We start from the raw sequence: 14,048 nt of genomic DNA, 5'->3' as shown, positions 1-14,048 counted from the left end.
CCTGCGGGTCCGCGCAGGCCACCGACCCGCAAGCCGGCCACCCGCGTCAGCTGACGGCGAGCGAGCCCCGCGTGATCGTGAGGGCGAGCACCAGCACGGCGAAGCCGAAGCCGCTGTAGCAGAGCGCGTCGGCCATCCGGCCGCGGATCGCGAGCAGCCCCACCCGGTCGGCGGGCAGCGCGAGCCGCAGACCGGCGGCGGCCAGTGCTGCGACACCGAGCAGCGCCGACCCCTCGCGCCAGTGCTCGGTCAGCACCCTCTGCAGACCGACGAGGACGACGAGCAGCACCAGCAGGACCGGCCAGTACGCGGCGACCCGGGCCCGCAGCGAGTGCCCGGACATGCTGCTCACCGGGTTACACCCCGGCCGGACGCGGCGCAGGGAGCCGGTGTCGACCCCCGTGTCGACCCCCCTACGGTCGGGGTCCGACCGCGCGTCGACCGGCCGTCGAGCCGCTCCGCGACCCCGGCAACGCCGTCCATGACCCGTGCACCCACGCCGGCCATCCTCCCAGAACCCCCGCTCGGGTACTCCGCTCGGACGCCGCCGCTCGTCCATCACAGGCGCGTCACGGCCGGGTCACGAGGGAGGGGTCAGGCCCCCTCCTTCGACCTGACCCTGTGGTGGGGCGTGGACGGGAAGTAGAGGGTGCCTGATCGACGACCAGGCGATACGCGGAGTGAACGTGCCACAAAGGTCGAGGTCCCGGTCTGCCCGATGGGAGGGGTGAATTCAATCTTGGTGAGAGCAGAATCACTTTGCCGGTGTCGGACCGGCCACACTCGACTCGACGAGGAGTATCCCCATGAGCGTGGAGAGCGACACGGCGGGGGCGCACGCCGCCGCGGAGGCACCACCTGCGACCCCTGCTCCCAACCCGACGGCCATGGGCCTGATCACCTTCATCCCGGGCGGGATGATCCTGGGCCTGTGGTTCGTCGGGTACCTGCCCACGTCCGAGCTGCCGGGCGGCATGATTCCGATCGTCCTGTTCTGCACCGGCCTGTTCGAGCTGATCACCACCGTGCTCGCGATCCGTGCGGGCCAGAACGCGGTGGGGGCGATCTTCGGTGTCTTCTCCTCGTTCTGGATCAGCTTCGGCGTACTGCTGCTCCTGCTGAACAACGGTCTGATCATCAATGCAACCGGGGCCGACGCGGCCTCCCAGACACTGACCACCGCGCAGTCCTTCCAGATCCAGGCCGCCTACCTACTGGCCTACACGGTCACGTTCATCCTGCTCACGCTGTTCACGCTGCGCCTTCCGATCGCGTTCACCACGGCGTTCGTGTTCGTCACGGTCACGTTCGTGCTGGCCTACCTCGGTGTGGCGCTCGGGGCGACGGGACTGTTCCCGATCGCCGGCATCACCACGTTCATCTTCACGCTCCTGTTCGCGTACATCCTGTTCGACGCGTTCAACCAGGAGCTGGGCGGCAAGGCGCTGGCGATGGGCAACCCCATCCAGAAGTAGCCCCTTCCCGCGTCCGGCCCGGAGCGGGCCCCGCCGATCCGGCGGGGCCCGCTTCGGCCGTTCCGGGCCTCATCGGAAATCACGCGACCGTACGGCCACCGCGAGTGGGAGCCGCTGCAGCCGGTCGGCCAGCAGGTTGAGCACACCCTCCGGGCTGCGCTCCAGCCGTCCGCGCACGAGCAGCGCGGCGCTGCCCAGCGCCACCGTCCGGTAGCGCGCCCACAGCCCCTCCGAGCACGTCACGTTCAGCATCCCGGACTCGTCCTCCAGGTTCACGAACGTCACCCCGCCCGCCGTCGCCGGGCGCTGCCGATGCGTCACCAGGCCTCCGACGAGCACGCGGGGCGGGGCGTCCGTGTCATCTCCCGCCCGCCCGTGGTTCCGTCCCACGTCGTCGAGCCGGTCGATCCGGACCGCCCCGAGGTCGTCCATCTTCTCCCGCAGGTGCTGCATCGGGTGGCTCTGCGGCGACACGCCGGTGGCCCAGACGTCGGAGACGGTCAGCTCCGCGTCGGTCATCCCGGGCAGCGCCGGCGCCTCCAGCCCGACCGCCGTGCCCGGCAGGTGCTCCGGGCGCACGCCGGCCACCACGCCCGCCGCCCACAGCGCCTCCCGGCGGTCGACCCCGAACGAGCCGAACGCCCCGGCCGTCGCCAGCGCCTCGGCCTGCGGCCCGGTCAGGCGCACCCGCCGCGCCAGGTCCGCCAGATCGCGGAACGGGCCGGACGCGTCCCGCTCGGCGTCGATCTTCTCCGCGAGCTCGGTGCCGATCGTGCGCACCTCGGCCAGCCCGAGCCGGATCGCCTGCCCGCCCGCGGAGTCCGTGTCCGGTTGCAGGACCGCCTCCGCACACCCGTCGTTGACGTCCGGGTGCCGGACGAGCACGCCGTGCCGCCGCGCGTCGGCGACCAGCGACTGCGGGGAGTAGAAGCCCATCGGCTGGGCGTTCAGCAGCCCCGCGCAGAACGCCGCCGGGTGATAGAGCTTGAACCAGGCCGAGTAGTAGACCAGCGACGCGAAGCTGATCGAATGGCTCTCCGGGAAACCGAAGTTCGCGAACGCCAGCATCTTCGTGAAGATCGTCTCAGCGAGTTCGCCGGTGATCCCTTTCGCGGCCATGCCGTCGTAGAACCGGCCGCGCAGCCGCTCCATCTTCTCGGTGGAGCGCTTGGCGCCCATGGCGCGGCGCAGCTCGTCAGCCTCGGCCGCGGAGAACCCGGCCACGTCCACCGCGATCTGCATCATCTGCTCCTGGAACAGCGGGATGCCGAGCGTCTTGTGCAACGCGGGCTTGAGCAGCGGGTGGTCGTGCTCCCACTTCTCGATGTCGTTGCGACGGCGGATGTACGGATGCACCGAGCCGCCCTGGATCGGGCCGGGGCGGATCAGCGCGACCTCGACCACCAGGTCGTAGAACTCGCGTGGGCGCAGCCGGGGCAGCGTCGCCATCTGGGCGCGCGACTCCACCTGGAACACCCCGACCGAGTCCGCGCGGGAGAGCATCGCGTAGACCTCCGCGTCGGACTCCCCCAGCGCGTGCAGCTCGACCTTCTCGTTCTCGTGCTCGGCGACCAGGTCGATCATCAGGTGCAGCGCGGTGAGCATGCCGAGCCCGAGCAGGTCGAACTTGACCAGTCCGGCCGCCGCGCAGTCCTCCTTGTCCCACTGCACGACGGTCCGGTCGGCCATCCGGGCCCACTCCACCGGCACCACCTCGGAGACCGGGCGGTCGCAGATCACCATCCCCCCGGAGTGGATGCCGAGGTGCCGGGGAGCGCCCATCAGCTGCCCGGCCAGGTCCACCAGTTGGTCCGGCATCTCCGACGGGAGCGCGCTCGCCTCCAGCGCGTGCCAGCGCTCGACGCGCTTGCTCCACGCGTCCTGCTGGCCCGGCGAGAACCCGAGCGCGCGGGCGGTGTCCCGGACGGCGGAGCGCGGGCGGTAGGTGATCACGTTCGCGACCTGCGCGGCCTGCAGGCGGCCGTAGCGCTCGTAGACGTACTGGATCGCCTCCTCCCTGCGGCCGGACTCGATGTCCAGGTCGATGTCCGGGTAGCCGTCCCGATCCGGGGACAGGAAGCGCTCGAACAGCAGGCCGTGGCGCACCGCGTCGACGCTCGTGATGCCCAGCGCGTAGCAGACCGCGGAGTTCGCGGCGGAGCCCCGGCCCTGGCAGAGGATGTCCCGACGCCGGCAGAACGCGACGATGTCCTGCACGATCAGGAAGTAGCCGGGGAAGTTCTTGGCCTCGATGATCGCCAGCTCGTGCTCGACCATGTGCACGGCGCCCGGGTTCTCGTCATAGCTGCCATAACGCTCGACCGTCCCGCGACGGGTCAGCACGCGCAGCCAGCTCGCCTCGGTCTCGCCCGGCGGCACGTCGAACGGTGGCAGGTCCGGGGCGACCAGCCGCAGCTCGAACGCCAGCTCCCGCCCGAGCTCGGCGGCCCTGGCGACGGCTCCGGGGTGGCGGCTCTCGAACCGCTCGGCCATCTCCGCGCCGCCGCGCAGGTGCGCCGTCCCGGCCGGGGGCAGCCACGGGTCGATCTCGTCCAGGCTGCGCCGGGCCCGCACGGCGGCCATCGCCGCGGCCAGCGGGGCACGGTCCGGCGTCGCGTAGTGCGCCGCCGTGGTGGCGACGGTCGCGACGCCCGCGTCCGCGGCGAGCGCGGCGAGCGCGTCGTTCCGCTCCGTGTCGGTGGGCAGGCCGTAGCGGGTCAGCTCGACGCGCACGTTCTCCCGGCCGAACAGGTCCACCAGTCGCGCCAGCTCCACCGCGGCCGCCTCGGGTCCACCGCGCTCCAGGGCCCGGGGCACGGCGCCCTTGCGACAGCCGGTCAGTACGACGACGTGGCCGGCGGTGTCCGCGACGACCTCGCCCAGGTCGTAGACCGGGCGGCCCTTCTCCGCACCGCGCAGCTGGCCGGTGGAGATCGTGCGGCACAGCGCCCCGTACCCCTCCGGGCCGCGGGCGAGCAGCAGCAGGTGCTCGCCCTCCGGGTCCGCGACACCGTTCTGCGGCGCGGACAGGCCCATGCTCAGCTCGGCCCCGAACACCGTCCGGATCCCGAGCGCACGGGCCGCCTCTGCGAAGCGGACGACGCCGTACATCCCGTCGTGGTCGGTGAGCGCGATCGCCTCCAGGCCCAGCTCCGACGCACGCTCGGCCAGCTCCTCGGGGGACGCGGCACCGTCGAGGAAGCTGAAGTTCGAGTGGCAGTGCAGCTCGGCGTAGGCGACGCCGGACTCGCCGCGGCCCAGTCCCTCCGGCGGCTCGTACGGCCCGCGGTGCGCCGACCACGCCGGCGCGTCGCCGCCGTCCGCCTCGGGTCCCCCGGACAGGCTCGACCCGGTGCGCACCCGGCCGGAGAGCGTCGCCTCCAGCTCGCTCCACGGGACGTCCGGGTTCTGCCAGCCCACGAGGCGAGTCTAGTCGAACATGCATTCGAAGGCGACGGAGTGGCCGTGGGGACCGGTCGGTCGCTCTCCAGAGCGCCGGCCGGTCCCGCACGGCGGATCCCCGAAGCCGGGCGGCCGGCGGCTCCCCAGCGCCGACACTCGCCCGTCCCCCGGGGGAGGCGGGCCCGCACCCCGTGAGGTGCGGGCCGGGACGTCTTTCCCCGTGATGGAGCCCAGTCCACACCCCGATTCTGTGGAGAACCTGAGGGGAGCCCGTGAGCGCGCCGTGGATCAGCGACGGGCATCCACACCGGATGATCACAGCTGTGGACAGTCCTGTGGACAACTGCTCGGGCTGCGCCGAACGGCCCATGAGGTGCCACGATGTCCCCGGCGCGATCCGGACAGCACGGTCGACGGGAGACAGATGCGAACCACGGCGCGGCACGTCCGGACCACGGCGACGACGGCGTTCCTGGCTGCCGGGCTCGTGCTGCTCGCCGCGTGCTCGGACGCGGCACCCCCGCCCGGACCCGCCGCTCCCGCGGCCGTGGCCGCGGATCCCGGGCTCCCGTCCCGGTTGGCCGGGCAGGTGAGCGGACGGTCCGCGACCACCCACCTCCAGTCCCTCGAACGGATCGCCGACGCGAACGGCGGCAACCGGGCCTCCGGGACGCCCGGGTACGACGCCAGCGTCGACTACGTGGTGGGCGTGCTCCGGCAGGCGGGCTACGACGTGCAGACCCCGACGTTCGAGGCCCGCACGTTCTCCACCCAGTCCGAGCGCCTGACCCTGGGGAACGAGCCGGTCCGGGCGACGGCGCTCGGTTTCTCGCCCGCGACACCGCCCGCGGGGATCACGGCTCCGATCGTCGTGATCCCGCCCGCGCCTCAGGACCCGACACCGGGCTGCGACGCGTCCGACTACGCGCAGTTCCCGCGCGGCGCCGTCGCCCTGGTGCAACGCGGGGTCTGCCCGTTCGGGCAGAAGTCGCAGCTGGCCGGCGCGGCCGGTGCGGCGGCGGTGATCGTGGCGAACACCGACGACACCCCGATCCAGGCGACGCTCGGCGAGACCCCCGGCGTCGTGCCCAGCGCCTCGGTCACGAGGACCGACGGAGGGCGCCTCGCCGCGCGGGCGGGCACCCCGGTCACGCTGACGCTGGCGACCACGATCCGCCAGATCACCAGCCGCAACGTGGTGGCCCAGACCAGGACCGGCGACCCGGCGAAGGTCGTCACGGCGGGCGCCCACCTGGACTCCGTTCCGGAAGGGCCCGGCATCAACGACGACGGCAGCGGCACCGCCGCGCTGCTCGAGATCGCCACGAGGATGGGCGCCTCCCCGCCGGTCGGCCAGGCCGTGCGGTTCGCCTGGTGGGGCGCCGAGGAGGCCGGACTGGTCGGGTCCACGAAGTACGTCGAGGGTCTGTCCGAGGCCGACCGCAGGGCGATCGCGGTGTACCTGAACTTCGACATGGTCGGTTCGCCGAACCCCGGCTACCTGGCCTACGACGGGGACAACTCGGACAACGTCGGTGAGGGCCCCGGTCCGCCCGGGTCGGGTGTGCTGGAGCAGGTGCTCGTCGACGGGCTGGCCGCGGTCGGCGTCCGGGCGCAGGGCACCGACTTCGACGGCCGCTCGGACTACGGGCCGTTCATCGAGGCCGGGATCCCGTCCGGCGGGCTGTTCACCGGCGCCGAGGAGAACAAGACGGCCGAGCAGGCGCAGCTGTGGGGCGGGGAGGCGGGCCGCGCCTACGACCCCTGCTACCACCAGCGCTGCGACCGGGTGTCCAACGTGGACCAGGTGGCGTTCGACCGGAACGTCAAGGCGATGGCCACCGGCATCGGGCGGTTCGGCGTGTCGCTGGACGGGATCCCGCCCCGGTAGCTCCGGTGCGCTGCGCTCAGTGCCGCCTGTTCGCTCCGACGAGCTCCGCTCAGTACACACCGGTGACCCACCACCGTCCGCCGGTGTGCGCGAGCAGCAGGGCCTCGCCGTCGTCGAGGACGACCTGGACCCGGACCGTGGGGCCGGGCCCGCCTCCGGGAGCCCACCAGCGCGTCTCGACCGGCCACGGCCCGGCCCAGTCCCGCACCTCGCGCGCGGTGCGCCCGGTCTCCACCAGCCGCGCCGGGGCGGCGTCGAGCAGATCCGTCCCGGACGGCCGGACCTCCTCGCCCCCGGCCGCCAACAGGCCCACCGCCACCGGCTCCGGCGGGACGACGGACGGCGAGGGCGCGGGAAGCCTGCCCGGCCAGGACGCAGGCGGGTCCGGGACCGGACGCCGGACGGGCGCGGGCGGGTCGGTCTCGCGTTCCTCGCCCCACGGCACCAGGCGGACCCGCTCGGCAGGGTCCCGTCCGCCGGTCAGCACCGGGGTGACCACGCCGTCCGGGCCGAGCAGCGCCTGCGCCCGCACGAGCGCACGGCCCGCGCGCTCGTCGGCCTCCCCGACGTCGCCCCAGAGGCCACGTTGCAGCACCCCGGCCACGACCGTCTCCTCCGGCGTGAGCCGCAGCGCGACGAGCGCGCCGGACCCGCCGCGACCGAGCCAGGAGTCCAGCTGCCAGCGCACCCGGTCCACGGTCCCGCCGGGGGTGAGCGGCTCCGCGCAGCGCCAGACGCGCAGCAGCTCCTCCCCGGCCTCGGTCCGGGCGTGCACTCCGAGACGGGTGCACGCGAGCCCGTGACCGGCCAGCGCCTCGTGCAGCCGCCCGGCCAGCCCGCGGGCGGCGAACGCCGCGGCGTCCACCCGGTCCACCGGCGGGTCCAGCTCCATCGCCGCGGCCAGCTCCTCCGGCACCACCCGCCGGGCGGGCGGCCGTGGGTCGAGCCCGCGGGCCAGCCGGTGCGCGGCCACCGCGTCCGCCCCGAAGCGGGAGGCCACGTCGGCCGCGGGCAGCGCGGCGAACGCGCCCAGTGAACGCAGACCCAACCGGCGCAGCAGGTCCACCAGCTCGGCGCGGTCCACCGCGGGATCCCGGTCCAGTTCGGACACCTCCAGCGGGGCCAGGAACTCCGCGCTGCGCCCCGGGGGCACGCCCCTCCCGCGGCGGGCGGCCAGTACCGCGGCGAACGTCCCGTCGGCGACGCCGACCTGGCACTCCGTCCGGGTGCGCAACGCCACCTGGTCGATCAGCCGCTCCGCCGCGGCGCGCTCACCGCCGAACCAGCCGACCGGGCCGCGCGCCGGCAGCACGAGCAGCCCCGGCCGGACCACCTCCACCCCCGGCGCGATCTCCTCCACCGCCCGCACCACCGGCTCGAACAGCCGGGCGTCACGACCGGTGTCCGGGGTGAGCACGGCCAGCTCCGGACACCGGGCCTGGGCCTCGCGCCTGCGCAGTCCCCGCCGGATGCCCTGGCTGCGCGCGGTGGCCGAGCAGGCCTGCACCCGGTTCGCGTGGAACACCGCCGCCGGCCGGTGGGCGGGCACGTGTGCCGCGCGGGCGGCCGCGGTGACCGGCCAGTCCGGTGACCACAACGCCAGCACGCGTTCGGCGCCGGTCCCGGCGCCGAACCCGGCGCGGGCCTCAGCACGGCCCTCGGCGCGGCCCTCAACGCGGCCCTCGGCACCGGCCTCAACACCGGTGGCGGCGCGGGCCCCAGCACCGGTGGCGGCACGGGCCTCAACACCGGTGACGGCGCAGGCCCCAGCACCGGTGGCCGCACGGGCCCCAGCACCGGTGACGGCACGGGCCTCAACACCGGTGACGGCGCAGGCCCCAGCACCGGTGGCCGCACAGGCCCCAGCGCCGGTCCTGGCCCCGGTCTCAGCGTCCTGCACCATGCCACCCCCGGCTCCGCCGTCGTGCTCCCGCAGCCCTCGCGGCGCCGAAATGCGGCTCAGCGGGCCGCAGCGATCGCCGAACCCCGCTAGACCGCATCTCGGCGGGAACCGGCGGGGGACCACCCACCGCCGACCCCGAAGCACCGCCGATCATCCGGCCCTCGCCGCGCCGAGATGCGGTTCAGCGGGCCGCGGCGATCGTCTGGCCCCGGTAGGCCGCATCTCGACGGGAACCGGCGAAGGACCACCCGCCGCCGACCCCGGAATGCCGCCGGTCATCCGGCCACCGCCGCGACCGGACGCAGACCCGGCCGTAGATCCGGCTGGGGCGCCGCCCGCCCGGGAGCCGGGGCCACCGCACCGTCCGGCCCCGGCAGCAGCAGCTCGGCGGACCGCCCCGGCGCACCGGTGCCGCGCCCGGACACCCGCACCTCCACCCGTCGTGACCGCAGCCGTCCCGCCCCGGCCTCCGGCCCCTCCCAGTGCACCCCCGCGCACCGGAGCTGCACGTCCGCGCCGGGCCACGACCCCATGGCCACCAGCACCGCACCGCGCTGACGCGCCCTGGCCGCGAGCCGCTGCCGGTCCGCCGCGCGGACGCCGGCCCGCTCCGCCCCGGCCACCACGACCAGGTCCAGCCCGTCCAGCAGCGCGACGGTGACCGCGACCAGGTACGTCCCCGGCTCCGGGACCAGCGCCAGCCGCTCCGGACGCACCCCGGCCTCGACGGCGGCGACCACCCCCAGGTCCGGACGGCCGACCACGCCTGCCCACGCCCCGGCCGCGGACGCCTCGGCGAGCAGCCCGAACAGCAGCGATCCGTCCGCCGGACCGCTCGCCACCGACACCGTCGACCCGCGGCGCAGTCCCCCGCCGGGCAACAGCCCGGCCAGCACCCCGGTCACCGGCAGCAGCCGCCCGTCCTCACCCGGCGTCGGGCGGGCCCTGACCTGCTCCGAGCGGTCCTCCATCCGCCGCAGCAGCCCGCGGGCGCGTTCCAGCCGGCCCTCCACGTCCGGCACGTCCGGCGCACCGGCCACCGCCACGCCCCCGGTACCCTCGGCCACCTCGTCCCCTCCCCCGCGTCCACGCCCGTGCCGCACCGCCGGGCGCACCGCCCGGAAGCCGGCCGACGCGCCGCGGGGAAGGCGGCGTATCGAACCGATGTTCGAACACTAGGCCGCCGCGACGGGCCGGCTCAAGCCCCCGTCCGGGGGAGCCGCCTCACCACCCGTACGACGGCAGCTCGATCGCGTCCGCCTTGGCGAAGATCCGGTCCATCATCGGGCGCATCGGCCAGCGCTGCGCCCACCGCATCGACGCCCGCATCGTCCGGACCCGCAGGGCACCGCGCGGCGCATAACCGTCCACACCGGACGGTGGCAGTTCCTGGGCCTGCGTGACGTACGGACGCAGGACCCGCTCGTACCCGGCGAACGCCTCGGCGTGCGTCGACGCCCCGGCCAGTTCCCCGGCCAGCACGTACGCCCCGACCAGCGCGAGGCTGGTGCCGAGCCCGGTCAACGGCGTCGGGCAGTACCCGGCGTCGCCGACCAGCACCACCCGCCCGGTCGACCACGACGACATCCGCACCTGCCCCATCGACTCGAGGTACAGGTCCTCGGCGTCCCGGGCCTGCCGGACCAGCCGCTGCGCCTCCCATCCGACGTCGGCGAACGAGCGCTCCAGGAACGCGACCTGCGCGGCGCGGTCCCTGCGGTTCACGACCTCGTCGCTGCGCACCGACAGACCCGCCTTCTGCTCCGACGGCAGCCGCCCCGGCCGCAGCGACGCGACGCGGCCGCCCGGGTCGTTGTGCATCAGGTACCAGCCGTCCAGGTCGACCTCGGCCGGCACCGTGAACCACGCGGTGAGCAGGCCCAGCGGGCGGAAGAACTCCGCCGACGGCCCGAACGCGGCCCTGCGCACCGCGGAGTGCATCCCGTCCGCACCCACCACCAGCGCGAACCGGCGCTGCGGCGCGTTCTCGAACGTGACGTCCACACCGTCGTCGTCCTGGGAGATCGCCGTCACCGTGTCGTCGAACAGGAACTCCACGCCGTCCTGCGCCGCGCCGTACAGCACGTCCGACAGGTCACCCCGGAGGATCTCCTCGGCGGAGACGATCCCGTTGCCGCCGAACGCCTCCACCGGCATCTCGGCGCGGTGCCGCCCGTCCGCGTCGATCCACGCCAGGCCCCGCTGCTCGATCGTCATCGCACGGACCGCGTCGCGCAGCCCCATCCGGTCCACGACGGTCCGTCCGGCGCCACGCAGGTCGACGGTCTGCCCACCGGGGCGCGGCGCGGGTGCGCGCTCCACCACGGTCGGCCGGAACCCGTACTCGCGTAACCAGTACGCCATTGCACAACCGGCGATGCCGGCCCCCGCCACCAACACGTCCTTGTTCTGCATGACCTGTAATGTACAGCGTACAACGCACTAGTCAACGTCTTATTCGCAGCTCAGATGCATTGATCTGCATGGTGTACTAGTGCGCAAACCGGACGTCGGCGAACGACACCGGCGAACCACCGGGTAATGTCCGGTCACGAGTGCACTAGTACAGGGAGACGAGATGGACGAGCCGCCGTCAACACGCATCGCCGGGGAGCTCCGCGAGCGGATCCGCTCCGGGGAGCTGGCGCAGGGGGACCGCGTGCCGTCCACACGGGACATCACACGGCAGTGGGGCGTCGCGATGGCCACCGCGACGAAGGTGCTGTCCGCCCTGCGCGACGAGGGACTGGTGCGTGCGGTGCCCGGCGTTGGCACCGTCGTGGCCGGGCCGGACACGGAGCCGGTCCGCCGCCGGGCGACCGGCCTGCGCGCCGGCGAGGACGGCGGGCTCGTGCTGGACCGGATCGTGCGGCACGGCATCGCGATCGCCGACGCCGAGGGGCTCGCGGCCGTCTCCATGCGTCGCGTCGGCGCCGAGCTGGGGGCGGCGACGATGTCGCTCTACCGCCACGTCGCGGACAAGGACGACCTGGTCACCCGCATGATCGACGTCGCGTTCGGCGAGGTGGGCGCCCTACCCGATCCCCCACCGTCCGGCTGGAGGGCGCAGGTCGAGGCGGCCGCGCACGACCTGTGGGCGACGTTCCGGCGCCACCCGTGGCTGGCCGCCGCGCTGTCGTTCACCCGGCCCCAGCCGACGGTCGCCGGCATGGCCTACAGCGACCGCGTGCTCACCGCACTCGAGGAGCTCCGGCTCGACGCGGTGACCGCATTCTCCGCGCACCTGATCGTCTTCGACCACGTGCGTGGCGCCGCCACGAGCCTGGAGCCGGAGCGTCAGGCCGAGGCGGACACCGGCGTCACCGGCGACGAGTGGATGGACACCCGCGGCCCCGAGCTCCGCGCGACGATGGCCACCAGGGACCTGCCCGTCCTCGTCCGAACCATGGACGAGCTGATGACCGACGGCTACGACCACGACCTCGACGCGCTGTTCGCCACCGGCCTGACCTGGCTGCTGGACGGACTCGAACGCCGGCTGGCCGGCTGAGCGGGCCATGGCAGCTCGACGGCGGGCCACGGCCAGCCGGACACGACGTGCCGGGAGCGCCAGAAGCCCAGCCCCATCACGATGCCGAAGATCAGGTGGCCGACCAGCGACAGCGTGATGGTCACGGGGGTGAGCGGGAAGAGCATCTGTTGGCCGCGAGGAGCGAGCGCCACCGTCCCGATCAGCCCCGCCCACACCGGGAAGACGGCGAACGCGACGGCCGCGAGCACGACGTCGCGGCGCCGGTAACGATCGAGCCCGACGGCGGCCGCGACCACGAAGAACGTGATCCCGATGCCGCCGCCGTCACCGATGTAGCGCCAGAGGTAGCCGACGAGTGCGCCGTCCCACGCGCCGGGTGTGCCGCCGCTGACCCAGCTGCCCATGGACGGGATGAAGTCGCCCCACCAGCCGAGCACGTACACCGTGTCCAGGCGGAACAGGTCGTAGAGCACGCAGCCGACGACGCCCCACACCAGCCCGGCGGTCAGGACGCGGTCCACCGGGTGCGGCGCGAACATCGCGAGGCAGGCCACGACGATCACCGCCGGGACGATCAGCCAGGCCAGCGCCGTGCGCATCTCCATCACGCCGAAGACCTGCGCCGAGATCGCGAGCAGCGGGAGCGCGGCGAGGCCGAGGTGCAGTCCGACCCTGCCCAACGCCGCCGGGCCGCCGTCCGGTCCGGACCGCGCCCGCACTTGGGCGAACCATCCTGCGGGTTCGACGGCGGGCAGCGGTCCGCTCGGATGGAAGCGGTCGTCGACCGGGTGGTCGGCGGCGGGGAAGCGGCGGCCGCTCACCCGGGAGTTCGGGCGGCCCTCGCGATCCACCGTCGGATGCCCGCCGGTCCGACGCGACCGCGGCTCGCCCCGGTCGGCGACCTCGGCGGCCCAGCTACCGTCGATCGCCGGACGGGCACCGCTCCGACGGGAACGGACACCCCCGTCGTCGACCGCCGGGGTCGAGCCCGTCCGACCGGAGCGCGGCACGCCGCCGTCGCCGACCGCCGGGGTCGAGCCGGTCCGACCGGAGCGAGGCACGCCGCCGTCGTCCACCGCCGGGGTCGAGCCCGTCCGACGGGAGCGAGGCACGCCGCCGTCGTCGACCATCGGGATCGAGCCCGTCCGAGGAGAACGGGGCACGCCGCCGTCGCCGACCGCCGGGGTCGAGCTGGTCCGGCGGGAGCGCGGCTCGCCCGGACGGGCGTCGTCGACGGCCGGGTGCGCACCGCTCCGACGGGAGCTCGGCTCGCCGTGGTCGACGACCGCCGGGTGCGCACCGCTCCGACGGGATCGGACGCCGCCGTCGTCGACGGCCGGGTACGAGCCGGTCCGGCGGGAGCGCGGCTCGCCGGGACGAGCGTCGTCGACGACCGGGTGGGCGCCGCAGCGGCGCGAGCGCGGCTCGCCGTCGTCATCGGCTGGGTGCTCGCCGTACCGGTCCGCAGGTCGTCGTGGCTCGATGACGGCGTGACGACCGGAGTCGCGGGTGCCGTACCGCGCGGAGGCGGTGGACCGGCGGGGCGGGGGAACCGAGCCGGTCGGTGGATAGGAGGGCATGGGTCGGGCGTCCGGGTCGGCCTCGCCGGGGGAACGGGGCCGGGTCTCGGAGCCGCGCACGCCGTGGGGAGGCAGCGTTCGTGGCATCGAGACGACGGTAGGCCGACACGGCACGTCACACGTCGAACCTGAGCAACCCCGGACCGACGTACGGTGATCGGCCCGACCGGGCGGCGAGCGGGACGTGCAGGTGCTCCGAACGGAGGTGTCGTCCCTCCGACCGGACGAGCCGACTCTCAGGAACCCACCCGGCCCCGGCGCCGCGACCGTCCGGCGCGCGCCGACGGGGTTCCCGCGCCCGTCC

The 14,048-nt window shown here is 74.5% G+C and carries 9 protein-coding genes; 3 read left to right on the top strand and 6 right to left on the bottom strand.

Going from position 1 to position 14,048, the window contains the following annotated elements; translation table 11 throughout:
• Positions 1-46: 46 nt before the first annotated feature.
• A complete protein-coding gene (locus EV378_RS21855; RefSeq protein WP_132432510.1) occupies positions 47-343 on the bottom strand; it encodes a DUF3017 domain-containing protein in 297 nt (98 codons plus the stop codon).
• A gap of 463 nt (positions 344-806) precedes the next feature.
• On the opposite strand from EV378_RS21855, the gene EV378_RS21850 reads away from it, so the two are divergent.
• On the top strand, positions 807-1,475 hold the full coding sequence (locus EV378_RS21850; protein ID WP_132429182.1) for a GPR1/FUN34/YaaH family transporter: 669 nt from the start codon (positions 807-809) through the stop codon (positions 1,473-1,475).
• Positions 1,476-1,544: 69 nt separating this feature from the next.
• Here EV378_RS21850 and EV378_RS21845 read toward each other — a convergent pair whose 3' ends face one another.
• Positions 1,545-4,895 (bottom strand): error-prone DNA polymerase, encoded by a 3,351-nt coding sequence (locus tag EV378_RS21845; protein ID WP_132429180.1) that lies wholly within the window; start codon positions 4,893-4,895, stop codon positions 1,545-1,547.
• A gap of 406 nt (positions 4,896-5,301) precedes the next feature.
• Here EV378_RS21845 and EV378_RS21840 point away from each other — a divergent pair, with 406 nt between their 5' ends.
• The gene (locus EV378_RS21840; RefSeq protein ID WP_132429178.1) at positions 5,302-6,768 is read left to right on the top strand and encodes a M28 family metallopeptidase; all 1,467 of its coding nucleotides are present in this window, start codon (positions 5,302-5,304) and stop codon (positions 6,766-6,768) included.
• Positions 6,769-6,817: 49 nt separating this feature from the next.
• Here the strand turns inward: EV378_RS21840 and EV378_RS21835 are convergent, their stop codons facing one another.
• The 3 genes from EV378_RS21835 to EV378_RS21825 all read right to left on the bottom strand — a co-directional run bounded on the left by EV378_RS21835 (position 6,818) and on the right by EV378_RS21825 (position 11,086).
• Positions 6,818-8,671 (bottom strand): DNA polymerase Y family protein, encoded by a 1,854-nt coding sequence (locus tag EV378_RS21835; protein ID WP_207908822.1) that lies wholly within the window; start codon positions 8,669-8,671, stop codon positions 6,818-6,820.
• A 275-nt stretch (positions 8,672-8,946) separates the two neighbouring features.
• Positions 8,947-9,738 (bottom strand): hypothetical protein, encoded by a 792-nt coding sequence (locus EV378_RS21830; RefSeq protein ID WP_243653693.1) that lies wholly within the window; start codon positions 9,736-9,738, stop codon positions 8,947-8,949.
• Positions 9,739-9,895: 157 nt separating this feature from the next.
• Entirely contained in the window at positions 9,896-11,086 is a 1,191-nt protein-coding gene (locus EV378_RS21825; protein WP_132429174.1) for an FAD-dependent monooxygenase, read from the bottom strand.
• Positions 11,087-11,249: 163 nt separating this feature from the next.
• Here EV378_RS21825 and EV378_RS21820 point away from each other — a divergent pair, with 163 nt between their 5' ends.
• Complete coding sequence (locus EV378_RS21820) at positions 11,250-12,182, top strand: TetR/AcrR family transcriptional regulator C-terminal domain-containing protein (RefSeq protein ID WP_132429172.1); 933 nt, start codon at positions 11,250-11,252, stop codon at positions 12,180-12,182.
• On the opposite strand, the gene EV378_RS21815 is transcribed toward EV378_RS21820, so the two are convergent.
• A complete protein-coding gene (locus tag EV378_RS21815) occupies positions 12,101-13,831 on the bottom strand; it encodes a hypothetical protein (RefSeq protein WP_132429170.1) in 1,731 nt (576 codons plus the stop codon). The genes EV378_RS21820 and EV378_RS21815 overlap by 82 nt on opposite strands.
• Positions 13,832-14,048 lie beyond the last annotated feature (217 nt).

It is taken from the genome of Pseudonocardia endophytica, assembly GCF_004339565.1.
GTDB lineage: Bacteria > Actinomycetota > Actinomycetes > Mycobacteriales > Pseudonocardiaceae > Pseudonocardia > Pseudonocardia endophytica.
Note: the sequence above shows the minus strand (reverse complement) of the source record. Positions and strands in the feature narration are given on the sequence as shown.

Coding starts and splice junctions, on each gene's coding strand:
- EV378_RS21855 (WP_132432510.1), bottom strand. CDS start 343: ATGTCCGGGCACTCGCTGCGGGCCCGGGTCGCCGCGTACTGGCCGGTC.
- EV378_RS21850 (WP_132429182.1), top strand. CDS start 807: ATGAGCGTGGAGAGCGACACGGCGGGGGCGCACGCCGCCGCGGAGGCA.
- EV378_RS21840 (WP_132429178.1), top strand. CDS start 5,302: ATGCGAACCACGGCGCGGCACGTCCGGACCACGGCGACGACGGCGTTC.
- EV378_RS21835 (WP_207908822.1), bottom strand. CDS start 8,671: ATGGTGCAGGACGCTGAGACCGGGGCCAGGACCGGCGCTGGGGCCTGT.
- EV378_RS21825 (WP_132429174.1), bottom strand. CDS start 11,086: ATGCAGAACAAGGACGTGTTGGTGGCGGGGGCCGGCATCGCCGGTTGT.
- EV378_RS21820 (WP_132429172.1), top strand. CDS start 11,250: ATGGACGAGCCGCCGTCAACACGCATCGCCGGGGAGCTCCGCGAGCGG.
- EV378_RS21815 (WP_132429170.1), bottom strand. CDS start 13,831: ATGCCACGAACGCTGCCTCCCCACGGCGTGCGCGGCTCCGAGACCCGG.